14 protein-coding genes are annotated in these 22,559 nt (G+C 73.0%); 4 read left to right on the top strand and 10 right to left on the bottom strand.

The features are described from left to right. Window positions 1–37: 37 nt before the first annotated feature. Complete coding sequence (locus WMF26_RS50710; protein WP_437998560.1) at window positions 38–1,342, bottom strand: YkgJ family cysteine cluster protein; 1,305 nt, start codon at window positions 1,340–1,342, stop codon at window positions 38–40. A 496-nt stretch (window positions 1,343–1,838) separates the two neighbouring features. Between WMF26_RS50710 and WMF26_RS50705 the strand changes: the two genes are divergently transcribed. Then, window positions 1,839–3,326, top strand: coding sequence for a DUF4215 domain-containing protein (locus WMF26_RS50705; RefSeq protein WP_437998559.1), 1,488 nt, complete (start codon window positions 1,839–1,841; stop codon window positions 3,324–3,326). A gap of 135 nt (window positions 3,327–3,461) precedes the next feature. Here the strand turns inward: WMF26_RS50705 and WMF26_RS50700 are convergent, their stop codons facing one another. The 8 genes from WMF26_RS50700 to WMF26_RS50665 form a co-directional block, all read right to left on the bottom strand. Next, window positions 3,462–5,051 carry an MSCRAMM family protein gene (locus WMF26_RS50700; RefSeq protein WP_437998558.1) on the bottom strand — a complete coding sequence of 530 codons (1,590 nt, stop codon included), beginning with the start codon at window positions 5,049–5,051 and terminating at the stop codon, window positions 3,462–3,464. A 249-nt stretch (window positions 5,052–5,300) separates the two neighbouring features. After that, complete coding sequence (locus WMF26_RS50695) at window positions 5,301–5,798, bottom strand: hypothetical protein (RefSeq protein WP_437998557.1); 498 nt, start codon at window positions 5,796–5,798, stop codon at window positions 5,301–5,303. Between the two features lie 730 nt (window positions 5,799–6,528). Further along, entirely contained in the window at window positions 6,529–9,999 is a 3,471-nt protein-coding gene (locus tag WMF26_RS50690; RefSeq protein WP_437998556.1) for a DVUA0089 family protein, read from the bottom strand. 148 nt (window positions 10,000–10,147) lie between these two features. Next, entirely contained in the window at window positions 10,148–10,789 is a 642-nt protein-coding gene (locus WMF26_RS50685; protein ID WP_437998555.1) for an NAD(P)-dependent oxidoreductase, read from the bottom strand. Between the two features lie 197 nt (window positions 10,790–10,986). Continuing rightward, complete coding sequence (locus WMF26_RS50680; protein ID WP_437953204.1) at window positions 10,987–11,760, bottom strand: endonuclease/exonuclease/phosphatase family protein; 774 nt, start codon at window positions 11,758–11,760, stop codon at window positions 10,987–10,989. Between the two features lie 18 nt (window positions 11,761–11,778). Beyond that, window positions 11,779–13,005 (bottom strand): phospholipase D-like domain-containing protein, encoded by a 1,227-nt coding sequence (locus WMF26_RS50675; RefSeq protein ID WP_437998554.1) that lies wholly within the window; start codon window positions 13,003–13,005, stop codon window positions 11,779–11,781. Window positions 13,006–13,098: 93 nt separating this feature from the next. Beyond that, a complete protein-coding gene (locus WMF26_RS50670) occupies window positions 13,099–13,662 on the bottom strand; it encodes a cytochrome c maturation protein CcmE (protein ID WP_061621774.1) in 564 nt (187 codons plus the stop codon). Window positions 13,663–13,767: 105 nt separating this feature from the next. Further along, window positions 13,768–14,469 (bottom strand): hypothetical protein, encoded by a 702-nt coding sequence (locus tag WMF26_RS50665; protein WP_437998553.1) that lies wholly within the window; start codon window positions 14,467–14,469, stop codon window positions 13,768–13,770. A 254-nt stretch (window positions 14,470–14,723) separates the two neighbouring features. Here WMF26_RS50665 and WMF26_RS50660 point away from each other — a divergent pair, with 254 nt between their 5' ends. From WMF26_RS50660 to WMF26_RS50650, 3 genes are all read left to right on the top strand, one after another. Beyond that, window positions 14,724–18,227, top strand: a complete 3,504-nt coding sequence (locus WMF26_RS50660; RefSeq protein ID WP_437998552.1) for a hypothetical protein — start codon at window positions 14,724–14,726, stop codon at window positions 18,225–18,227. A 133-nt stretch (window positions 18,228–18,360) separates the two neighbouring features. Continuing rightward, window positions 18,361–19,524 carry an acyl-CoA dehydrogenase family protein gene (locus WMF26_RS50655; protein WP_437998551.1) on the top strand — a complete coding sequence of 388 codons (1,164 nt, stop codon included), beginning with the start codon at window positions 18,361–18,363 and terminating at the stop codon, window positions 19,522–19,524. Window positions 19,525–19,781: 257 nt separating this feature from the next. Continuing rightward, window positions 19,782–20,972 carry a glycosyltransferase gene (locus WMF26_RS50650; RefSeq protein WP_437998550.1) on the top strand — a complete coding sequence of 397 codons (1,191 nt, stop codon included), beginning with the start codon at window positions 19,782–19,784 and terminating at the stop codon, window positions 20,970–20,972. A 316-nt stretch (window positions 20,973–21,288) separates the two neighbouring features. On the opposite strand, the gene chrA is transcribed toward WMF26_RS50650, so the two are convergent. Continuing rightward, entirely contained in the window at window positions 21,289–22,476 is a 1,188-nt protein-coding gene (gene chrA / locus WMF26_RS50645; RefSeq protein WP_437998549.1) for a chromate efflux transporter, read from the bottom strand. Between the last annotated feature and the right edge of the window lie 83 nt (window positions 22,477–22,559).

The raw sequence follows: 22,559 nt of genomic DNA, 5'->3' as shown, positions 1-22,559 counted from the left end.
GGTTAGGCGAGCCCCACCGCACGTCTGACGCGCCGGGCTACGCCTCGGTCGCCAGGAGGGCCCGGAAGCTCTCGCGCTTCGTGAGGAGGAGCCAGCGCAGGTTCTTCATGAGCTTGCCCTGCTCGGACAGGGCCGCGTGGCTCAGGAGGACGAGCTCGGCCACGCTGATGCCCTCCCGCACGTCCTCCGGGGAGACCTTGACCCGGCCGTCCGCCGCGGCGCGGCAGCGGGCGAAGCGAGAGATGATGACGGTGGCGAGCGACAGGTCGAGGACCGCGGCCAGGAGGTGCCGGGGCGCCGAGAAGATGTGCCGGCGCTGGAGCACGAGGCGCAGGTAGTCCTTGACGAGGATCCCCTCGTCCCCGGCGAGGAAGCGGTCGACCGTCCTCACCCGCTGCAGCTTGAACGGCTTGGGGATGAACAGCAGTTCGACGGTGCCGCGGCCGAGCATCCAGGCGGCCTTGTTGCCGAAGCTGCGCAGCGCGTGGAGCTCCGTCCACGAGGCCTTTCCGACGCGGTGGGCCTCCCGGACCCGCGACGGATAACAGAGGTTGCCGAGGAGATAGGCGAACAGCACCCGGGCGTAGAACGAGGGCTTTTTGCGGGGCTCGAGCGGCGCGGGCGCCTCGGCCCCGGCGAGCGCGAGGGCGGCGTCGATGGAGACGTCCGCGGCGCGCTCGGCGCCCGGGGGGAGGGCGCGCTCGAAGGCGGTCGTCCAGTCGTAGAGCCGCGCCAGGGTCGCCGCCGGCGAGTCGTCGGTCGCGAGCTCGGCTTCCCAGTGCGCCGCCGCGCGCAGGTACTGCGGCTGGGCGAGGATGACGCCGCCCAGCGTGGCGAGCGCCTTCGACATCCGCTCGGTGTCGCCCCGCTGCTGGAGCTTGTCCTTGAGCTGTCGGTCCACGGGCTCGCCGTAGTTGTCGCGGATCGACGGGCAGAGATGGGACAGCTGCGCGACGACGACGTCCTTCTCGTCGCGGACGAAGCCGAACGGGAACGCCTGGCACGACTTGGGGATGTACTCGTGGCCAAACCGCTTCTGCATGCTGCAGAGCAGGTCGTCGTCGAGGAAGACGCACTGGAGCCGGCGGTCCTTCTCCCGCATCGGCAGGACGCCGCGCGCGATGACGAGCGCCCCCTCCTCCCCGGCCCGCTCCCGCACCCACGGCTCCTCGAGGTACCGCTTGGCCTCTTCGCTGCTGAAGCGGATGTTCCAGGGCAGCCGGCAGCAGCGAGCTGGGCAGTCGCGGCACGCGAACTTCTGATCCGGGGGAGAGGAGATCTTCTCCGCCGGAAGCTTCGGGAGCTTCTTCGCCGGAGAGGCGTGCTTCGTCTTCGTCGCCATGGGGCGGCCGACGATACAACGCGACGGCGGTCCGCGCCCGATCCCCGGCCGCGCCTTGCGTCACCGTCCCGGCCTGCCGGGCGACGTGAGCCGTGGCGCGCAGGCGTGGCAGAACGCACCGACCGGGAAGGCAACGGACAAAAATACAGCGCCGCCGGGGCCTCAGGGGGGCGAAGGCCGCGCCGGCGGCGCTGGCCTCCCATGAAGCACCGACCATGCCATCCGGAGGATCCCTAGAACCGGCCGAGAATTGCGGCAGTGCGTCGGGGACATCCCCGCCAGGTTTCGATTCTGAAACGCCATGGTCTCAGCATTGCACGATTGTAAGGACCATTTTCTTATCAACGTATTCTACCAAGGACGTAACAATTACAGTTATTGCTGTGTTTTTCTCCTGATGTGGCACGTATTGGCGTATTCCGTGCTACGAGCGCTGTACCCCCTACTAAGGAGAAACAAGATGCGACTTGCTCTTCCCCTGTCAGCGGTTGCAGCGATGTGCCTGTCGCTTGCCGCCTGCGGCGACGACGACCCGAGCCCGCAAGGGACCGCGTCCGGCACGGGTGGCGAAGGCGGTGATGGCGGCCAGGGCGGCGACGGCGGCCAGGGCGGCGAGGGCGGCGACGGCGGCCAGGGCGAGGGCGGCCAGGGCGGCGACGGCGGCGACGGCTTCGGCGCCCCGGAGGCGAAGGCGGACGGCGAGGCCTGCACGGCCAACGAGGAGTGTCTCGGCGGGCTCTGCTTGACCGAGGAGTCGTTCGGCTGGGCGGGCGGCTACTGCTCTTCGCTCTGCGACGAGGAGCTGCTGCCCTGCGAGGAGGGCTCCGAGTGTCTTCCCCAGGGCAGCTACTCGCTCTGCCTCAAGTCCTGTGCATCGGCGGACGACTGCGGGGGCGTGGCGCAGGCCTGCGTCGACATGGACGGGGCAGGCTGGCAGATGTGCGTCGGCGGCTGCGACGCCGACGAGCAGTGCCAGGGCTCCTGCGACGACGACTCCGGGTTCTGCGTCGCGGAGGGCGAGACCTGCGACAACGGCAAAGACGACGACCGCGACGCCCTGCAGGACTGCGAGGAGCTCGACTGCTCCGCGCAGCAGGCGTGCTCCGACCGCATCACCGCGGCGTGCACGGGGGCGACCGACGTGTCCGAGGGAGGGACGTTCACCGGCACGACGGAGGACGGCAGCGACGCGTTCGGCGCGATCTGCTCGGACATCTTCGGCACGTACCCCGCCGGCTCGGGCCTCAAGGAGAAGGTGTTCCAGTTCGTCGCGCCGGCGAAGGGCGTGGTCCGGTTCGGCGCGTACTCGGACGATCCGGAGGGCCTGTTCGACTGGTACGTCCGGACCAGCTGCGATGATGCGGCCACGCTGCTCGGCTGCCTCCAGGCGTTCGCGCCGGGCGAGCCCCTCGTGGAGCTCCCCGTCGAGGCCGGCGAGAGCTACTTCATCTACATCGAGGCGCTGAGCGAGGCGGACGCTTCGTACGAGCTCGACGTGACCTTCGTGGAGCAAATCTGCGGCGATGGAGAGATCGTCGGCACGGAGGAGTGCGACGACGGCAATACCGTGGACGACGACGCGTGCAAGAACACGTGCGTGGTGAACGCGGAGGTCCTGTGCGCGGACGCCGTGGCGCTCACGGAGCCGGAGGTGACGGGGGACTCGTCCGACGGCACGCAGGGCTTCACGGGGTCGTGCGGGGGCGCCGGTGGGGAGGTCGTGTATCGGTACACCCCTTCGGCGAGCGGCGATGTGACGATCACCGCCACGCCGGATGTCGGCACCGATGTCGTCCTCTACGCGCGGACCGAATGCGCTGACCGGGACAGCGAGCTCGCGTGCGCGGACGATCCGATCGACGCCGAGTTCCCCGAGTCGATCACGGTGGCGGTGACCGCCGACACGCCGATCGACATCTTCGTCGACAGCTACGGCCCTGGCGACGTCGGGCCTTTCACGCTGACGATCGCGCCGGCGGAGTGACCTGGAGCTGAGCGGCGCCGCCGCCTCGATCTCGCGGCGGCGCGCGCGGTCGGCGCGCGCCGCCGCCACAAACGCGAACCGGCCGTCCGGGAGGCTCGGCCTCCGGACAGCCGGGGAGCGCCGCCGGCGCCGAAGTCACTGGGGCGGCGGGAGCACGGCCTCCTTGCCCTTCATGCTCGGCGGGTCGACGACCTGGAGATCCATCGTCGCGACCTCGCCCGGCCTCACCCGCAGGCCGGCCCCGGTGCTCGTCGACTCGACGTTCAGGATGTAGGGGCCGGGCGGGAGCCCGGACGCGCGGTACGAGCCGTCCTCCGCCGTGACAGGGTAATACATGCCGATGGCGCCCTCGTCCCCCACGGAGGTGGCCAGCACGAGGCGAGCCCCCGGGAGCGGCTTGCCGCCCACGGTGACGCGGCCGCGGATCTCCCCTGTGCCCTGGGGCGGAAAGGCGATGTCCTGCTGCGTTGTCTTCCCCTCCGCGATCTCGACGCCCGCCATCATCACCTGCTCGCCGCGCTGCATGATCACGCGGAGCGCGCCGGACGGGACCTGATCGAACTCGAAGCGGCCCTGGGCGTCGCTCACCGTGTTCACGAAGCCGATCGGCCGGTGCGCCAGCGTGATCCGGGCGCCCGCGATGGGCTTGCCGTCGGCGTCGCGCGCCACGCCGGAGAGGCTGCCGCCGGGCGACATCACGAGCTTCACCGGCGAGAGGCCGTCGCAGCTCGGGACCTCGATCTCCATCGAGCTCACGGCGTTGCTCCCGTCATAGCCGCGGACGACGACCGTGCCCTTCGGCACGTGCGGCAAGCTGAACGAGCCGTCGTCCTCGGTCTGCGCCTGGGCGGCGGCCTCCATGGCGACGGGGCTCATCTCGCCGACGGCGATCAGCGACTCGGCGTCGACGTACACGCCCGGCAGCGGAGCGCCGGACGGGTCCACCGCGCGCCCGGTCAGAATACACCCCTGGGAGAGGGTCAAATCCATCTTCTCGACGTCCCCGGCTGCCACGGCGATCATCGGAGAGAACGTGGGCGCGAACCCCGCCGCGGTCGCCCTGAGGGTGAACTGCCAGGAGGGCAGCTGATCGATACGGAACGAGCCGTCCGGGCTGTCGAACGTGCGCGAGAACAGAGGCGGCGTCGCCGGGGTCTCCGCCGTCACGGCCGAGAGGACGTCGAGCGCGAAGCGCCGCACGGGCTCGCCCCGCTCGTCCAGCACGCGCCCCTCGATGACGCCGCTCCTCGACAGCACGAGGCTCACCGCCTCGCCGGGGTGCGCCGTGGTCGACGTGGTCCCGTACCCCTCGGCGCTCGCGTTCAGCTGATAGGTGCCGTCCGGGAGCCCTAGCTCGAACCGCCCGCGCTCGTCGCTCTTCACCGAGCCCGCCGTCGAGAGCACGTTGCCGGCGACCTCGAACGTCGACGCGACGACGGTCGCGCCCGCGATGGTGTTCCCGTCGCTCCCGTAGACAAGGCCGCTGATCGTGGGCCGCGCCTCCGGCCGCGCCGCGGGCGCGCTGCCGCGGAGGACCGCCCTGTTGCGATAGCGAGCTCGCTTGTCCGCCGCGGCGGCCGGGGCCTTCGCGCCGCCGGTCGGCTCGTCCGCCGGACGGAGGGCGAGGAAGAGGGCCACGCCGGCGAGGGCAGCCAGGAGAAGTCCGACGGCGATCCACAGGCGCCGGCGCGACGGGGGCCGTTGCGACGTACTCGGTTGCATCATTGTTCCTCCAGACAAGTCGACTTGGCTAGAGCTCTGCGCCGGACGCTCGATGGAGGCGGAGAAAGAGAAGGGGCCGCCGGCGGCTGCCGGCGTCCCCTCCTCGCTCCGCACGACGCGATCGACGAACGCCTCCCCGTCCTGCCCGGGGCCGTTACTGAGGGCTTTCTGCGGGGAGACCCTCGCCGATCGGTCGAGCGCTGGGCGTCGCTTCAGAGCCCGATGGAGACCGGTCTCAGCGACGCACCGGCATCAGCAGCCACCACTCGGCGTGAACGTGCCGGTCAGGGCGAACGACAGCGGCGAGTGGTACCGCAACACCGACTTCATCACGCCGTTGTAGCCGTCCTCGATGGCGATGAAGCTGGCCAGGATCGCCTTCTGCCACCGTGTGTCGATGCCGTAGTTCGGGCCGAAGCTGTCCATGCAGATGTCCGCGTCCGTGAACTGATACGAGATCTCATCGCAGCCGAAATGCCCGAGCGTCGTCGCCTGGCGCATGACGGAGGTGGCGCTCACGGCGGCGCCCGGGGCCGCCATGACGCCCCACTTGCACGCGTAGACGCACTCGTCTCTCCACAAATCCCCGCTCTGCTCGGCCAGGCCGCAAGCGAACTTACCGGCAGGGATCGACCGCAGCCCGTTCTTGAGCACGACATCGTAACCGCAAGCCTGATTGATGGCCATGGCGCTGCCAGAGACCGACATCACCGCAGCGAAAGCGAGCGCCCAACGAGCAATCTTCTTCATGAGAAATACCTCCGAGGAATCGAATCTGTGGTGAAGTTTGATGCAGATACCTATCCAGATCGTCACCCAAGGGATTCATGCCCCGGGGCCTGCGCCAGGGGATCCGTGGCCCGGCGGGCGCGACGCGCGTCGTCGTCGGCCCGTCATGGCCACGCTCCCGGAGGAACCCGCCCCGAGGTCATGAAGCGAACAACAGGAGACTATTCTCCCCGCGCGTTCGCGCAAGCACTTTTGACTGGCAGTCTTCCGCTCGAAAACACGACGGAGATAGAACCAGGGAGAATACCGGCACTCCTCGACTATGCTCTCATGCCCTCTGCCTCGAACGCACCCCATGGGCTCCCACATCCAGCCGAATCATCACGCACCTGCGCCGCGAGAGGCGCTGTGCGGCGACGGTGCGAAGAGCGGTCCAGGCCGCGTGTGACGGCGGGAGCGCGCGCGCGGGCGCGCGAGGAAGGAACACGCGGAATGCGCGCGAACGCTCGCGTGCGACTCCCGAGGATGCTTGTGGGTCCTGCCCCCTCATGTGACGCCGCTGGGCACCGCGGAGCCACACGGCGGCGCGGCGCGACGGAGCGCGGCAGTCTCGCGATGATGGGATATCGAGACATCGAGTCGCCGCGGCGGGCCGGGTTCGTCCCGGCCCCCCGGCGGCGCCCGGAGCGGGCGCGCCGCGTCTCGACGGGACGTGGGCGCAGCGACCCCGGACGCGCGGGGGCGCCGCGCGTCAGCGGAGGGTGACGGCCAGCCGGTACTCGAAGAGGGCCGCGGAGCCCGGCGCGCCCGACGCGGCGCGGACGCGGAGGAAGTACGTTCCCGCCGGGAGCGCGTGCGCGCCGGGGTGGCGCGGGGCGTCCCCGGTGCCGTCGAGGAGCGAGCAGCGCCCCCGGCCGCCGTCGTCGTCGTCCGCGATGAGCGCGCCCTCGGCGTCGAGCAGCGACAGCCGGCTGTCGATCTCGAGCGACTCGCACGTCTCCGCGCCGCCCTCGACGATCTCCGCGCGGATCGAGCGGCCCTCCGGGAGATCCACGGCGTAGAAATCGAAGTCGTCGCGCGTCCGCGCGCCGGCGATGAAGACGTCGGAGCCGATCGGCCCGTTCGCCTCGGCGATGGTGCCGTTCGGCTCGGCCTCGGCGCCGGCGGACTCGAGGATCTTCGCCTGGAGGAGGTAGAGCGGGATCGCCGCGCCGCCGTCCCGCGACGCCGCCTCGATATCGTAGTCACCGGCGGGCAGCGCCAGGACGAGCGCCGAGCAGCCGCCGATGCCGCCCGCGACCTCGGCGTCGGAGAGCCCCTCGTCGGTCGCGACGGGCGCCCCCTCGGCGTCCCGCACGCGGAGCGTCGTGGCGATGTCCCCCGCGCACCCCGCGGCGGTGCCGTCGAAGACCTCGAGGCGCACGACCGAGGCGACAGGCAATCTCATGGGAAAGACATCCCTGTCGCCCGCGGCGAGGCTCGCCGCGACGAGCGCGTCGCCCGCGATCACGAGATCGCTCGCCCGCGCCTCCTCGGGGGTGTCGTTCGGCTCGATCTCCGCGGTCACCGCCTCGAGCTGGCAGGCGGCGCTGCACCCGTCCCCGCCCGCGGCGTTGCCGTCGTCGCACCCCTCCGGCGCGTCGCGGAGGCCGTCGCCGCAGATCGCGACCCGCTCGCAGCGCGGATCGCAGAGCGCGCCGCCGTCGCACTCCTCCGTGCCCTCCGTCACGCCGTTGCCGCACGAGGCGTCGAGCGAGACGCGCAGCGTGTAGCGCGCCCCGGGCAGCTCGGGGAAGCCGCGGACACTGACATAGTACGTCCCCGGCGAGAGGCGGCGCGCCGCGGCGCCGCCCGGGCTCGTCGAGTCGATGAGCGAGCAGGCGCCCACGCCGCCGTCGTCGTCGGACGCGAGCACGGTCGCGCCGTCCGCCGCGAGGAGCGCGAGGGCGGTGTCGACGCCGCCGGCGCAGCGGTCGGGGCCGCTCGAGTCGAAGGTCTCGAGCCGGAGGTCGGAGATGGTGGTGAGTTGCAAGGCGAAGAGATCGACGTCGCCCTCCGGCTCGATCGCGCCGGACACGAGCGCTCCCGGCGCCACGGCGCCGTTCGCGTCGGCCTCGGCGGGCGTCGCGTTGGGCTCGATCTCGGCCGTCGCCCCCTCGAGCCGGCACGCGGCGTCGCAGCCGTCCCCGCCGTCGGTATTGCCGTCGTCGCAGACCTCGGGAGCGTCGATGAGGCCGTCGCCGCACACGGGGACGCGCTGGCACGCAGGCCCGCACGCGGGGCCGCCGTCGCACTCCTCCAGGCCCTCGACGCGGCCGTCGCCGCAGACGGCCGTCGTCCGCGCGCGCAGCGTGTATCCGCCGATATAGCCGCTGCCGTACTCCTCGACGCGCACGAGATACGTGCCCGGCGCGGGGATGGCGGCCTGGATGCGCGAGCACGCGCCCTCGCCGCCGTCGTCGTCCTCCGCCATCACGGCGCCTTCCGGCGAGAGGAGCTGCATCACCGTGTCGACATCGCGGCACGAGCGCGGGCCGCTCGTGTCGAACGTCTCCAGATCGAGGTCGGCCACGCCGGGGACCTCGACGGCGAAATAGTCGATCTCGCCCGGCGGATCGATCGACGCGGTGAACAGCGCGCCCGTCGCGGTCGCCTGCCCCGCGGTCGCCTGGTCCGGCGCGTCGTTCGGCTCGATCTCCGGGAGCGTCCCCTCGAGCTCGCACGCGGCGCTGCAGCCGTCTCCGCTCTCGGTGTCGCCGTCGTCGCACGTCTCGGCGCCGTCGACCACGCCGTCGCCGCACACCTGGATGCGCGCGCACGCCGCAGAGCACCCCTCGCCGCCGTCGCACGCCTCCGCCCCCTCGACCACGCCGTCGCCGCAGAGCGCGGTGAACACGACAAGGAGGTTGTAGCCGGGGATCGTGGCGTCGTTGGAGAACTCCTCGACAGCGACGTAATACGTGCCCGGCTGGAGCTGGGTCGCCCACGGGGCGACGCTCGCGTCGATGAGCGAGCAGGCCTCGGGGCCGCTGTCGTCGTCGCTCGCTAGCACCGTCGCGCCGTCCACGTCGAGCAGCTGAAGGAAGGTGTCGACCCCCTGGACGCACGCGCTCAGGCTCCCTGGGCTGAACGTGGCGAGCAGGATCTCCGCGACGCTCGGCACCTCGAAGGCGAAGACATCGACGTCGCCGAGCGGCGCGATCGCCCCCGAGACGAGCGCGTTCGGCCGGAGCGCGGCGCGCGCGTCGGCCTCCGCCGCGGTGTCGTTCGGCTCGACCTCGGGGCGCGGGGTGTCCAGCTCGCACGCGGCGCTGCAGCCGTCGCCGCCGACCGTGTTCCCGTCGTCGCAGAGCTCCGGGCCCTCGAGCGCGCCGTCGCCGCACACCGAGGTGTCCAGCGTGAGCGAGAGCGTGTAGTCGAAGGTCGCGGGCTCCGCGGCAGGGGAGATCTGCACGCTGACGAGGTATTCGCCGGGACTCAGCTTCTCCAGCACGAGGTGAGAGCAGTAGTTGTCTTCGTCGATGTCGTCGTGGTCCGCGATCGTCTCGAGCCTGCCGTCGACGATCGTCAGGTAGGTGTCGACGCCGAGCGAGCTGCACGTCGTGCCCAGCGGGCCGTCGCGCGTCTCCGCCTCGAGGCGCCCGAGCGCGCCGTCGGGGACGGTCACCGAGAACACGTCCACATCGCCTTCGGGATCGATGAACGCGCGGATGCGGCCGTCCGGCGCGATGGAGAAGGCGTCATTGGCGGACGCGAAGCCGTCGTTCGGCTCGACCTCGCACCCGGGCTCCACCTGACAGGCGCGCGAGCAGCAATCGCCGTCCTCGTCGCCGCCGTCATCGCACGTCTCCGCGCCGCCCAGCGCGCCGTCGCCGCACCCCGCGGTGCACGCGCTCGGCGACCCGGCGCAGGCGAACCCGGGCTCGATCGCGCAGCCCGGATCGCACCCGTCGCCGGCCGTCCGATTCCCATCGTCGCACGCCTCGGCGGGCGCGCCGACGGCCCCGTCGCCGCACACCGCGCCTGGCGCGCCGCCCCCGCCGCCGCTGCCCGCCTCGCCGCTTTCGCCGGCCTCGCCGCCGCCGCCGGCCTCGCCGCCGCTGCCGGCCGCGGGCGCATCGATCTTGCTGCGGTCGACGGCGACGAGCAGCTCACACCCGATCAGGGCCGGAGCCCCCAGACCGAGAAACAACGGGAGCGCGGTCCTGCGATAAAACATCATGGAGCTCGGGCCTCGGCTGGGCGCGGTCGCGGACATCGTGGCGAGCGCGACCATCACGTTAGGAGCGCCGCAGGCTCGCCGCGGCGGCGTGGCCGGCAGCAGACCCAAGCCCCACCGTTGCGTCAAGGGACAGCGCGCGCGCCGAGCCTCAGTACGTCACGACGACCGTCTTGCGCAGGTATTCGTCGCTGTCGATCTGGGAGAGCATGAAATGCGCGACGTCCTCGCGAGAGATGGTGGGACCAGCAAAGAAGTAACCGCCCATCGGCAGGTGATCGACGCTGGCGCGGTAATCCTTGGTGAGCCGTCCGTCCGTGAGCTTGGGCGGGCGCACGACGGTCCAGGCCACATCGCTCTGGCGGACGGCCTCTTCCATGCGCTGCATGTCGGAATACCGGTTGCGGAGCAGCGGCTTCACGAGGACGCGGAACCACAGCGCGCTCTGCTGATCGTCGCCGACGCCCGCCGAGGTGACCGCGATCAGGCGGCGGACGCGGTGCTCCTTCATCGCGCGGAGGACGTTGGCGACGCCCTCGGAGTAGACGCGCGTCGGGCCGAGGCCGCGCGACCCGACGGCGGAGAGGACCGCGTCGTGGCCGGACACGGCGCGCGACACCTGCTCGGCATCCATCATGTCGCCCCGGAGCGCGCGCAGCCGCTCGTGGTGCGGGACAGGGATGCTGGCCGGCGTCCGCGCGAATGCGGAGACCTCGTGGCCAGCTTCCAGGGCCTGACGGACCAACGCGGCGCCCGTGCCCCCAGTCGCCCCCAAGATCAGCAGTCTGCTCATGAACCGCCAGCCTACCCGGTCTGCCGCGGCGGGTTCAATACGCGCGATTCATCTTTACGCTCCTTTTACGCTCCTTACGCATGCCCCCGAATCTCGTTCTGCGTTGTGGAGCGAGGCGCGCGCCGCCCTGGGCGGGACGCCGGCCTCATCCGTCGAGCGCCGCCGGGGGATCGTCCGGGCGCGCGGCGCTCCGCCCGTCAGGCGCCGAGCCGCAGCCCCACGACCACGCCGTGGTGATCCGAGCCGGAGAACGGCGCCCGCTCGCAGCGCGTGATCGTCCACCCCTCCCCCGGCTGGACGAAGACATAGTCGATGCGGCGCAGCGGGAGGCCCGCCGGCCAGGTGCCGCCGGTCTTGCCGGGGTGCGTCTGCGACCAGGCGTCGAGCCAGGAGCCCTCTCCGGCGCTCGCCTGGAGGTAACAGACCGCCTCCTCGCTCGGGAGCGCGTTGAAGTCGCCCATCAGCACGGCGCCGAGGCTCTTCGACTTCTCGCGCTCGCGCGCGGCGAAGCTCACGAGCTCGCGCACGGTGCGCGCCCGCGCGCGCTTCGACAGCGAGAGGTGCGTGACGAGCACGTCGATCACCGCGCCTGCGCGCCGGATCGCGGCGCGCAGGACGACGCGCTGGCTGTCGCGCTCGAACGGGTCGTCGCGGTCGAGCGTGAGCGCCTCCACGGAGTGATCGAGCACCTCGATGTCGTCCCGGCAGAGCAGCGCGACCCCCTCGCACTCGCCGCCCGCGGCGACCCGCCCCGGCGCGAACCAGGCCCGGTATCCGCCGACGAGCCGCGAGAGCTCGCCGGCCTGGCCGAGGTCGCCGCTCGCGCCCTGCGCGTGCACCTCCTGGAGCCCGATGATGCAGGGGCGCAGATCGCCGATGAGCCGGGCCAGCATCGCCCGGCGCCGCTCCCAGAGGGCGACTCCCCCCCAGATGTTCTGGGTCAAAATGACGAGGTCGCGATCCTGGCTCAAATGCCTCCTCCTCGGGCGTCAGTCCGGGGATGTCTTAACCAGCTTGTCGAGGAGGCTCAAGGCCCCGTGAGCTAGCCAGTCCGCGGCCTTGGCCTGGAGCGACCGCTCCGCGAGCGTGCCCCGGGTCACCGGCCGCGAGGCCGCCCTGTCCCTCGAGAACAGGTCCGCCACCTGCGCGACGAACGCCGGCTCGAACACGAAGAGATTCACCTCGTTGACGGCGCTCAGGCTGCTCGGGTTCGCGTTGAACGTGCCTATCGTGCACCAGTCGTCGTCGATGAGCGCGAATTTCGAGTGCATGACGTCCCGCTGGTACTCGAAGAGCTTGAAGCCCCGATCGAGCCACGCGGCGTGCTCGGCGCGCGCGGCGCGCTGGATGATGGGCAGATCGGTCTCGCCGGGGAGGATGATCTGGACGTCGACGCCGCGCGAGGCCGCGTCGACGAGATCCTTGAGCATCCCGGCGGGCGGGAAGAAATAGGCGTTCTCGATCCAGACGCGCTCCCTCGCCCGCCGGATCGCCGCGCGGTAGCGGCCGTAGACCCGCGCGTTGTCGTCCGGCGTGTCCGCGACGAGCTCGAGATCCGGGTACTTGCGCCCGGTCGCGTAGTCGCGCAGCCCCTCGGAGCCGCCGTCGGCCTCGCGCCAGCGCTGCTCGAAGAGGAAGGCGAAGTCTTCGACACAGGGGCCCTCGAGGCGCATACAGACGTCGTGCCACCCCTTGCCGCCGCGCCGCTCGGGGAGCCACTCGTCTCCCCACGCGGCGCCGCCGGTGTAGGCGAGCTCGTCGATCACGATGACGCGCGAGTGATCCCGCGGCAGGAGCCCGCCGCGGCCGAGGCTGGACGCCATCGGGCGGTAGGCGCGGACCTCGATGTTGCGGCGCCGGAGCTCGTCGAAGAACGGGGCGTCGGTCTCGTGCGAGCCGAGCGGATCGTAGAGGAGCCGCGCGCGCACGCCGCGCGCCGCGGCCCGCCCCATGACGTCCGCGAACGAGCTCCCGAGCAGGTCGTCGCGGTAGATGTACGTCTCGATGTCGACGCGCCGCTCGGCGCGCTCGACGTCGCGGAAGATCGAGCCCAGCACCGCCTCCATGCCCGGCAGGAGGGTGAGCGCGTGCTGCGCCGTCAGGATGGGGCCGACGGGCTTCGACGCGCCGGCGCGGTCCGAGGGCGGCTCGCCCGGCACGGGCGAGCTGCGTCCGTCGCCGACGGGGCTCAGCAACCGGCGGTCACGGGAGATCATCGGCGGAGTGTGGAGGATGCAGGGGAGAAGGCGAGCGCTACCCGACCCGCCGGCGCTGCGCCGCGCGCGGGCGCCGCGGGCGGGCGCGCTCGCTCACTTGAGCGAGAGCGGGCCCTCGCCGGCCTCGGCGCCGCCCTTCATCTCGTGCGTGTTGGGATCGTACTTCGAGGTGCACTTGGCCATCACGAGGCTCGCCTCGAAGTTGCCGTCCTGCTTGAGCGTGCCCTCGACGGTCACCTGGACGCCGCCGCCCTTCACGTCGCGGAAGGTGTCGGGGATGACGCACTGGGCGTAGCGCACGGGCAGCGACGCCTGCGTGCCGTGGATCTCGAAGCGGTACTCGCAGGGGGTGTCGCGCTTGGCCAGCGTGCCGGGCACGAGCTCGCCCTCGACGCGGACCTTGCGGCCGGCGAGCTTCTCCTTGGAGGCGAGCAGCTGATCGACCGGCGTCGCGTAGACGGCCGCTTCCTTGAAGCCGACGAGGAACAGCGCGACGAGCGCGCCGACCATGACGAGCAGCGTCGCGAGCAGGCCGAGGCTGCGCGACGGGCGCTTGGTCGGCGGGCTCGCCGCGGCCGGCTTCACCACCGCGGGCGTGTCCTGCTGCTCTACGAGAGACAGCGCCTGGGCCAACTCTTCATCCAGCTTCTTGCTCATCGTGGAACCCTTCAGGCACAGGCTAGCCCGCGCTCCACGGCCGGTCGAGCGCCACCTGCACGCCCCCGTGCCCGGCCTCGAAGGCGCCCCAGGGTTCGGACAGCCCTACCGGACTTGTCCCTCGCGAGCGTACTGCACAAACCGGCGCGCCTGCTCGCGGAGCGTCGAGACGCTCGCGGTGTCGTCGGTCGTGAAGAGCACGCGGAGCCCGTCCGCCGCCTCGACGACCCTGCCGCGCGCGCCCGCTCGGGCCATGTCGAACAGGCGGCAGCGCGCCTCGCCGTCCCCCGGCGGCGGCTGCTCCTCCTGGTCGAGCGCGGCGAGGTGCGCGTCGAGCCGGCGAGCGAGCCGCTCGAGCGACGTCGCGGTGGCGCCGGGGACCGGCGTCAGCACGATCTGCACGCCGCCCGGGATGTCCTGCGCGCTGACGCTCGTCGACGCGGAGATCTCGTCGCAAAGCTCGCGCTCCTCGCGGTCGCCCGGCGCGCCCTGGCCCTGCCGCTCGCCCGGCGCGCCCTGGCCCATCCGGCCGCCCGGCGCGCCCTGGCCCATCCGGCCGCCCGGCGCGCCCTGGCCCATCCGGCCCTGCTCCGCGGGGCTCCGCCCGAACTCGCTCGAGTCCGACGGCGGCGGCGCGTGCCCGTGCCAGTGCCCGTGCCCGGCGCCCGGCGGCTGCCCGTCGGCTGCGTAGGGCATCTCGGACTCGAACGTCGGCGTCCTGCCGATCGGCTGGGCCGGCCGCCGCTCGCCGCCGCACCCGGAGGAGACGAGCGCGAGGAGCGCGGCGGCGCCCAGAGTTACGTGCATGCGGTGAATCGACGCGTTCATGGAGGCCTCCTGGCTTTTCTCCGCCCTGCCGGGCTGCAGCCGCCGTGCCCGCGGGCGCGCGCCCCGCGACGATCGCGGCCCGTACAGAGCGGCACCGCGGTGCACGCTCCGGCGTGCGCGCAGCCCACGGCGCGCGGCGCGTGCGCCCTGGCGACGATCGCCGGCCCATCTGCGCTAGGCTCGGCCGCCGCCCCCTCCCGGCCGCGCCGCGAGCGGGGCCGAGCGCGCGAAGCATGCGACGTCCCCGATCGCCCCTCTCCCTCCTCGCTGCCCTGCTCGTGCCGTTCGCCTGCGGCGCGGGCGCTTGCTCCGGCCGCCCGATGACGGCGGCGCCCGCGCCCGCCGGCACGGCGGCGCGCGCCCCCGCCCGCGGGCCGGCCGCCGCCCCGGCGCCGCTGGCCGACGCCGCGGAGGCGGCCGACGCCGCGGCGCAACCCGGGCGCACCCCGCTCGGCGCGCCGCAGCTCGAGCCGCTCGCGTTCACCGTCGAGCCGTCGCTCGACGGCCGCTCGGTGGTGTTCCTCTCCAAGACGTCGTCGGACCGGTTCGGCTGGGTCAGGCGGCTCGACGCCGCGACCGGCGAGCTCGGGCCGCCGCTCCTGCTCGTCGACGAGGACCTCGCCGGCGCCCTCTCCTCGCCCAGCGGGAGCACGACGCTGCTCACCTCGCAGGACGGCGAGATCTGCGCGACGGCGTTCCTCCCCGGCGAGGCCTCGGCCGCGTCCCGCGCGTGCGCGAGGGGCCGCGCGCACGCGGCGGCGGCCGTGGGCGAGCGCGTCGCGCTGCTCGAGCTCGAGATCGCCGATCCCGCGAAGCGCGACGTGGCCGCGAAGGCGCAGCGCGCGGCGCGCGAGCGCGCCGCCGCGGCGAAGCCTTCCCGCAAGGCGCCCGCCCGCAAGGCGCCCGCGGCGAGGCGGCCCGACAAAGTGTCCGGCGGCCGCGGCGCCCCGGCCGACAAGAAGAAGCGCGGCGCGGATCGCGGGCGCGAAGGCCGCCCGAGGAAGGCCCCGCGCGCGGCGCCCCAGCCGAAGCGGCCGGATCCGCTGCCCGAGGTCGAGGTGCGGATCCGCTGGTTCTCGCCGGCCGAGGGGATCGCGACCGCGTCGTCCCCCACCGGGCTGCGGTTCCGGCCGCCCCTCGACGGCATGGGGCTCATCGACGCCGCCGGGAGGCCCGGCGCGATCGACCTCCTCTACTACGCGGCGAGCGCGAAGAAGACGAGCACGTCATGGCTCGGGAGCGCGCAGATCGCCTTCGCGTCGCTCGGCGAGGACGGCAAGCTCGACGCGAGCCGGCGCGCGGTCGTGGCCGAGGGGGATCTCGACTACGGCGCGCTGCGCGGCCACCTGGATCCGCGCCTCGCGACGGCGAGCGCGGGCGCGGTGGCCGTCGATGTCACCGGCCGCAACGGGGCCTGCCAGGCGACGCGCGTCGCGCCCTCGCTCCAGCGGCTCCCGGCCGGCGCCGCTCCCAGGGCGGTCTGCGCCGTGGATCCGGCGCGCCTCGCGGACCCGACGCCGCTCGCGCCCGCCGAGATCGGCGCGCTCGAGCGCATCGCCGCGAGCGGCGCCCGCCGCGCCGCGGGGCAGCCGGCGTACGATCCGGGGCTCGCCGTGTGGGCGGGGGATCGCGCCTACTTCCAGACGGTCGCCGGCGAGCTCTTCTCGGCCTCGCGCGCCGACGGGCAGCCGCGCCGCGAGCCGGACCCGTTCCCGGCGCGGCGCGCGCGCCTCGCGTGGGGCGCGTTCGCGCCGGACGGCGAGGGGCTCGCCTTCGCCGCGGGGCAGCTCCACCGGCTCGACGCGCGCGGCCTGATCTCCGCGTCGGCCGCGCCGGCGGGCCTCGGCGCCGCGCCGCCCGGGGGCGCGCCGGGCGCGCCGATCGACGAGCCGGAGCGCCCCGCCGACCGGCGGCGCGCCGCGCGCATCGGGGCGTCCTGGTGGCTCGCGAGGACCGACGTGGTGCGGCTCGCGCCCGAGCCGCTCGTGGTGCCCGCGCTGCGGGGGCGCGCCCACGAGGGCGGCGCGGCGCTCGTCGGCGGCAGCGAGCGGGGGCTCTTCCTCGAGGTGCTCGGCGACCGGCTCCAGATCACCGGGGTCGACGCCTCGGGCGCGCTCACCGCGCCGGGCGCGCAGGCCGCGCTCGCGCGCGTCGACCCCCGCGCGCCCCACGCGGCCGCGGCGGGCCCGGCGGCGCCCGCCGTGGCGATCGCGTCGCCGGTGCGCGCGGGCTTCGACGCGTGCGAGCGCCGGGGCGGCGGGGCCCTCGTCGCCGGCGTGAGCGCCGCCGATCCGCGCAAGGTCGTGGCGCTCTCGATCGACGCGCTCGGCCGGCCCGGCCCCGCGCGCGAGACGTCGCTGCCGCTCGCCGAGGGCGACCTCACGGTGCGGCTCGTCGCCCTGCCCGAGGGAGGCGCGCTGCTCAGCGACGCGGCCCGGAGCCACGTGGTCTGGCTGGACGACGACGGCGCGGAGCTCGCGTCGCAGCCGTGGCCCACGGACGACACCGGCGCGCTCTGCGTCGACGGCCAGCCGGCGCGGCGCGCGGTCCCGGCGCCCTCGCCGGGCGCCTTCGTGACCGTCCCGGAGCTCGCGGCCCCCGGCGCCTGCGTGGTGGGCGACGTCGTCTGGGCGGCCGACGGCAGCCTGCGGTGGTTCGGGAGCGCGGCGCGCGGGCTCGACGCGCAGGCCGAGGCGGGCGTCGCGCGCCCCGCGCTGCCGGCGACCGCGGTCGCGGCGGCGCGCCCGGCCGCGGGGGCGAAGGCGGAGGCGCCCGCCCCCGCGCTGCCGGCCGCGCCCGCGTGCCCCTCGGACATGGTCGCGATCGCGGGCGGCCGCTTCTGCATCGATCGCTTCGAGGGGATGCTCGTCGACGGCGCCACCGGGCAGGCGCTCTCGCCCGACTACCCGTCGACCCCGAACCTCCTCGAGATCACGCTCGCCGAGTGGTCGACCGGCCGGCGGCGGATCGGCGACGTCCACGCCCGCGCCTTCCCGCTGCCGCTGCTCCCTGGCTGGCAGCGCGGCCGGGCGACCGCCGCGCTGGCCCGCTCCAGGTTCGGGGTGCGGCCGAGCGGCTACGTGACCGGGCTCGTCGCCGAGAGCGCCTGCGCGGCCGCGGGCAAGCGGCTCTGCTCGGTCGACGAGTTCGTCACGGCGTGCCGCGGCGAGGACGACACCCTGTACCCGTACGGCGACACGTTCGAGGAGGGCGCGTGCAATGTCTTCCGGCCGGCGCACCCCGCCGCCCTGCTCCACGGCAACGCGTCGATGGGCCACCTGGATCCCCGGCTCAACCGCGTGCGCAGCGCCCGAGAGCCCCTGCTCCGCGAGACGGGCGGGAGCCCCCGGTGCCGGAGCCGCTGGGGCAGCGACGCGGTCTACGACCTCGTGGGCAACCTCGATGAGTGGGTGAACGAGCCGGGCGGCGCCTTCGCCGGCGGCTTCTACGCGCGCTCGACCCGGGCGGGCTGCGAGGCGCTGATCACGGCTCACCCGAGGAGCTACCTCGATTACTCGACCGGCGTCCGCTGCTGCCAGGACGGCCCCGCGGCGGCGGCGACAGAGACGGAGTCGCCCGAGGCGGCGCCCGCCGGCTCAGCGGTGGGGCCGAGCGGGCATCTGCCGGAGCATCCCGGTGACGGCGAAAGCGGCGGAGATCACGAGGAGCACGTTGAGCCAGCCGTCCTCGGGCAGCACGCCGAGCACGCCGAGCAGCCACATCAGCAGCGACACTAGCACCACGCTCCAGAGCACCACGTCGGTCCAGCGTTTCATACACGGCCCTTTCGAGACGGTTCGCCCGAGGACGAAGCGAATCGCGTGCCACGCCGTCGCGGTCGCGCGCTCCCGCGTGCTACGTTCGGCGGTGATGAGCGCGTCATCCTCCGCCATAGAAAGCGACCTGGAAAACCCGACGGAAGAGCACCGGATGCTGCGGCAGATGGTGCGGGATTTCGCCCGTGAGGTCGTCGAGCCGCAGGCCGACGAGCACGACCGGAGCGCCAGCCTCAACGTCCCCCTGATGCAGCGGCTGGGCGAGCTCGGCCTGCTCGGCGTGACCGTGCCCTCCGAGTACGGGGGCGCGGGCATGGACGCGGTCGCCGCCGTGATCGTCCACCACGAGCTCGCGAAGAGCGATCCCGGGTTCACGCTCGCGTATCTCGCCCACGCGATGCTGTTCGTGAACAACTTCTTCCACGCCGGGAGCGACGAGCAGCGCGCGCGGTACCTGCCGAAGGTGCTCTCCGGCGAGTGGATCGGCGCGATGGGCATGACCGAGCCCACGAGCGGGACAGACGTGCTCGGCATGAAGACGTTCGCCCGGCGCGACGGGGATCGGTACATCCTGAAGGGGCGCAAGGCGCTCATCACGAACGCCCCCGAGGCCCAGATTTTCCTGGTCTATGCGACCATCGAGGGCAGGATCACGACCTTCGTGGTGGAGCGCGGCTTCCCCGGGTTCTCGACCGACGAGAAGACGCCGAAGATGGGGATGCGCGCCAGCACGATGAGCGAGCTCATCTTCGACGACTGCGTCGTGCCCGCCCGGAACGTCCTCGGCCAGGAGGGCGGCGGGATCCGCAACATGATGAGGAACCTGGAGCTCGAGCGCCTCACCCTGGCTGCCATGAGCCTCGGAATCGCGGATCGCTGTCTGGACATCATGATCCAGTACGCCGGAGAGCGGAGGAGCTTCGGCAAGCCGATCGCCGAGCACGGGCAGATCCAGCGCTACATCGCGGAGAGCTACGCCAAGACCGAGGCGGCGCGCGCCCTCATCTACTCGGTGGCGCGCAACGTCAGCCCTGACCGGAGAAACCGCCTCGGGACGGACGCGGCGAAGCTCTTCGCAGCGCCGGTGGGCAAGGAGGTGGCCGACAACGCCATGCAGGTGCTCGGCGGCTGGGGGTACTGCACCGAGTACAAGGTGGAGCGGTTCTTCCGGGACGCCAAGCTGCTCGAGATCGGCGGCGGCACGCTCGAGTCCCACCAAAAGAACATCACGCGAGAGCTGATCGGCCGCATCACCTGACGTCGCACGCCGCACGCCGCACGCCGCACGCCGCACGTCGCGCGGCCCCGCTCGCCCGGCGCCGGCGCGCGTGCGTCGGAGACGGATTCCCGGACGAAGGACGATGTCGCCGGTGGCGGTCGGCGCGTATCGTGCCGAGTCGCCGTCAGGCGGCGCGGGGGCGATGAGCTCCTGTCACGCCCTGGTCGCGAAAAGGCAGCGCTGGGTTTGCGGTCCGGCCATCGAGACGCCACGCGCCTCGTTCAGCATCGTCGTCCATGGATTGGGGAGCACTGGCGACGGTCGCGCCGACGGCGCTGTCATCTACCATCTATGTGACGCTCCAGGCCTCGTTCCTCTTGAGGATCGCCCGGCACCGCCTCGAAGCGGCGCGCGGCGCGCCGCGGCCGCTCGCGGCGACACCGGTCGTCAGCATCCTCAAGCCTGTCGCGGGCGTCGATGACGAGCTCGCCAGCAACCTCGACTCCTTCGCCCGCCTCGATTACCCTTGTTACGAGCTCGTCTTCGGCGTCGCCTCGCGCGAGGACCCGGCGGTGCCGGTGATCCAGGCCTTCATCGAGGCGCACCCCGAGGTGAAGGCGCGGCTCTGCGTGACGGACCCGGGCGAGGCGTTGAACCCGAAGGTGGCGCAGCTCCTCGAGCTCACGCGCAGGGCGGAGGGCAGCGTCCTCGTCATCTCGGACGCGAACGTGCGTGTTCGCCCGGACTACCTCCGCGCGCTCCTGTCGCGCTTGATGCGGCCCGGCGTGGGGCTCGTCTCGAGCCTCGTCGCGGGCACGGGGGAGCGCACGCTCGGCGCGGTGGTCGAGAACGCGCAGCTCGGGGCGTTCATCGCGCCCGGGATCGTCGCCGCCGCGGAGCTCGCGGGGCGGTCGATCAGCGTGGGCAAGTCGATGGCGATGCGGCGGGCCGATCTCGAGCGGGTCGGCGGGTTCGAGAGCGTGGCCAGCGTGCTGGCGGAGGACGACGTGCTCGGGCAGCGCTTCAGCGCGCGCGGGTTCGTGGTCGATCTATGCCTGGATCCGATCGAGAACCGCAACACCAGCTGCTCGCTGATGCGCACGCTGGATCGGCACACCCGCTGGGCGAAGATGCGGCGCGCGCTCGTCCCGCGCTGCTTCGCGGTGGAGCCGTTCAACGCGCCGCTGCTCATCGCCTGGCTGACATTGCTGCTCAGCCCGACGCGCCTCGCCCTGGAGGTCTGGCTGTTCGCCTGGGCGCTTCAGAGCCTGGGGACGTTCCTGGCCCTGAGGGCGCTGCGGCCGGCGCGCTCCAACCTGGCGCTGGTCCTGGCGGAGCCGCTGCGGACGCTGTGCTGGTTCTTCTGCTGGCTGAACGCCTATTCCAACCGGCGGGTCGCCTGGCGGGGGAACGCGTTCTACATCGGGGCCGGGTCGGAGCTGGTGGCCGCAGAGGAGCCGGCTTCGGTGCGATCGCCGGCGCGGTGAGGCGCGGGACACACGCCTTCTTCCGTCTTCCCTCTTCCGTCTTCCGTCTTCCCTCTCCCGTCTTTCCTCTTCCCTCTCCCGTCTTCCCTCTTCCGTGCGCGTCCTTCGTGCGCGTGCGCGTGCGCGTTGATTCCAGGGATCGCGCACGCGCACGCGCACGAAGAGGAGCACGGGAGACGGGAGACGGGAGACGAGCACGGGAGACGGGAGACGGAAGACGAGCACGGGAGACGGGAGACGGGAGACGGGAGACGGAAGACGAGCACGGGAGACGGGAGACGAAATACGTCTGCGCGACCCCCGATCGAAAACCGCTCTAGAGGTGTACGGACAGCACGCCGACGGCGGCGCCAGCCACGATGAGCCAGAGCGAGCTCACGCGGTATCGGACGAGCAGGAGCGCTGCAACGAGGGCCAGGGCGCCGGTGAGCCAGTCGACCACGGCCGCGCGGGCGAGGCGGTAGGAGACGACCGCCATCAGCGCGAGCGACGCCGCGTTCACGCCGTCCAGGAAGGCCGAGGCCACGGCGGAGCGGCGGACGCGGGGGATCAGCGGGCCGCTCAGCGCGACGAAGAAGAACGCCGGGAGGAAGATGCCCAGCGTGGCGACCAGGGCGCCCGGGCCACCGCCCAGGAAATACCCGATGAACGTCGCCGTCGTGAAGACGGGGCCGGGCGTCACCTGGCCGACCGCCACCGCGTCGAGCAGCTGCGCCTCGGTCATCCACCCGTATCGCTCGACGAGATCCGCGCGAAGAAACGCGAGGAGCACATAGCCGCTCCCGAAGAGGACCGAACCCACCTTGAGAAAGAACAGGAACAGCGGCAGGAGCCCGAACGGCACGCCCGCGGCCGCGGCCGTCGCGGCGCCGCCGGCGAGCGGGACGACGAGGCCCGCCACGCCGGGCGACGAGCCCCGAGGGCCCCCGGCCGCGAGCCGGAACGCCACCGCGAGCGCGCCGGCGCCGGCCAGGAGCGCGAGCTCGTGGACGCCGAGCAGGCTCGCGCCCGCGCAGAGCGCCGCGAGGCCCGCCGAGAGCTTCGAGCGCAGGCCGGCGCGGCCGAGACCCCAGAGCGCCTGGACCACCACCGCGATGATCACCGGCTTCACCCCGTAGAGGAGCGCCGACATCTCCGGCACGGCGCCGAACCGGACATACCCCCACGCAAAGCCGAGCGTGATGAGCGCCGCCGGAACGATGAAGCACGCCCCGGCCACGAGCAGCCCCGCCCACCCGGCCCGGCGGTGCCCGATGTGGATCGCGAGCTCGGTCGAGCTGGGTCCCGGGATCAGGTTCGTCGCACCGTAGAGATCGAGGAAGTCCTCGCGCGTCATCCAGCCGCGCCGGCGGACCACCTCGTCCTCCATCATCGCGACGTGGGCCGCAGGGCCGCCGAACGCCGTGGCGCCCAGCCGGAAGAAGAGCCGCGCGAGCTCCCAGAGCGCCGCGCCCCGGGCCTCGCCGGGCGCCGGAGCCCCCCCGCTGACCGAGCTTTCGCCCATGACCGTGCGGCCGTGTGTACCAGAAGCGGGCCCCGGAAGGGCTACCAAAGGCCTCGAGGGAGCCGCCGCCGGGGCAGCCCCCC

The sequence above is a fragment of the Sorangium sp. So ce185 genome (genome assembly GCF_051526825.1).
GTDB lineage: Bacteria > Myxococcota_A > Polyangia > Polyangiales > Polyangiaceae > Sorangium > Sorangium cellulosum_D.
The sequence above is the reverse complement of the archived record's forward strand: the minus strand, read 5'-3'. Positions and strand labels throughout refer to the sequence as shown.

Excerpts from the sequence above, each read along its gene's own strand:
- WMF26_RS50705 (WP_437998559.1), top strand. The coding sequence starts at position 1,839 with ATGTGCCTGTCGCTTGCCGCCTGCGGCGACGACGACCCGAGCCCGCAA.
- WMF26_RS50650 (WP_437998550.1), top strand. The coding sequence starts at position 19,782 with ATGGATTGGGGAGCACTGGCGACGGTCGCGCCGACGGCGCTGTCATCT.
- WMF26_RS50675 (WP_437998554.1), bottom strand. The coding sequence starts at position 13,005 with ATGATCTCCCGTGACCGCCGGTTGCTGAGCCCCGTCGGCGACGGACGC.
- WMF26_RS50710 (WP_437998560.1), bottom strand. The coding sequence starts at position 1,342 with ATGGCGACGAAGACGAAGCACGCCTCTCCGGCGAAGAAGCTCCCGAAG.
- WMF26_RS50660 (WP_437998552.1), top strand. The coding sequence starts at position 14,724 with ATGCGACGTCCCCGATCGCCCCTCTCCCTCCTCGCTGCCCTGCTCGTG.
- chrA (WP_437998549.1), bottom strand. The coding sequence starts at position 22,476 with ATGGGCGAAAGCTCGGTCAGCGGGGGGGCTCCGGCGCCCGGCGAGGCC.
- WMF26_RS50670 (WP_061621774.1), bottom strand. The coding sequence starts at position 13,662 with ATGAGCAAGAAGCTGGATGAAGAGTTGGCCCAGGCGCTGTCTCTCGTA.
- WMF26_RS50690 (WP_437998556.1), bottom strand. The coding sequence starts at position 9,999 with ATGATGTTTTATCGCAGGACCGCGCTCCCGTTGTTTCTCGGTCTGGGG.
- WMF26_RS50655 (WP_437998551.1), top strand. The coding sequence starts at position 18,361 with ATGAGCGCGTCATCCTCCGCCATAGAAAGCGACCTGGAAAACCCGACG.
- WMF26_RS50685 (WP_437998555.1), bottom strand. The coding sequence starts at position 10,789 with ATGAGCAGACTGCTGATCTTGGGGGCGACTGGGGGCACGGGCGCCGCG.
- WMF26_RS50695 (WP_437998557.1), bottom strand. The coding sequence starts at position 5,798 with ATGAAGAAGATTGCTCGTTGGGCGCTCGCTTTCGCTGCGGTGATGTCG.
- WMF26_RS50700 (WP_437998558.1), bottom strand. The coding sequence starts at position 5,051 with ATGATGCAACCGAGTACGTCGCAACGGCCCCCGTCGCGCCGGCGCCTG.
- WMF26_RS50665 (WP_437998553.1), bottom strand. The coding sequence starts at position 14,469 with ATGCACGTAACTCTGGGCGCCGCCGCGCTCCTCGCGCTCGTCTCCTCC.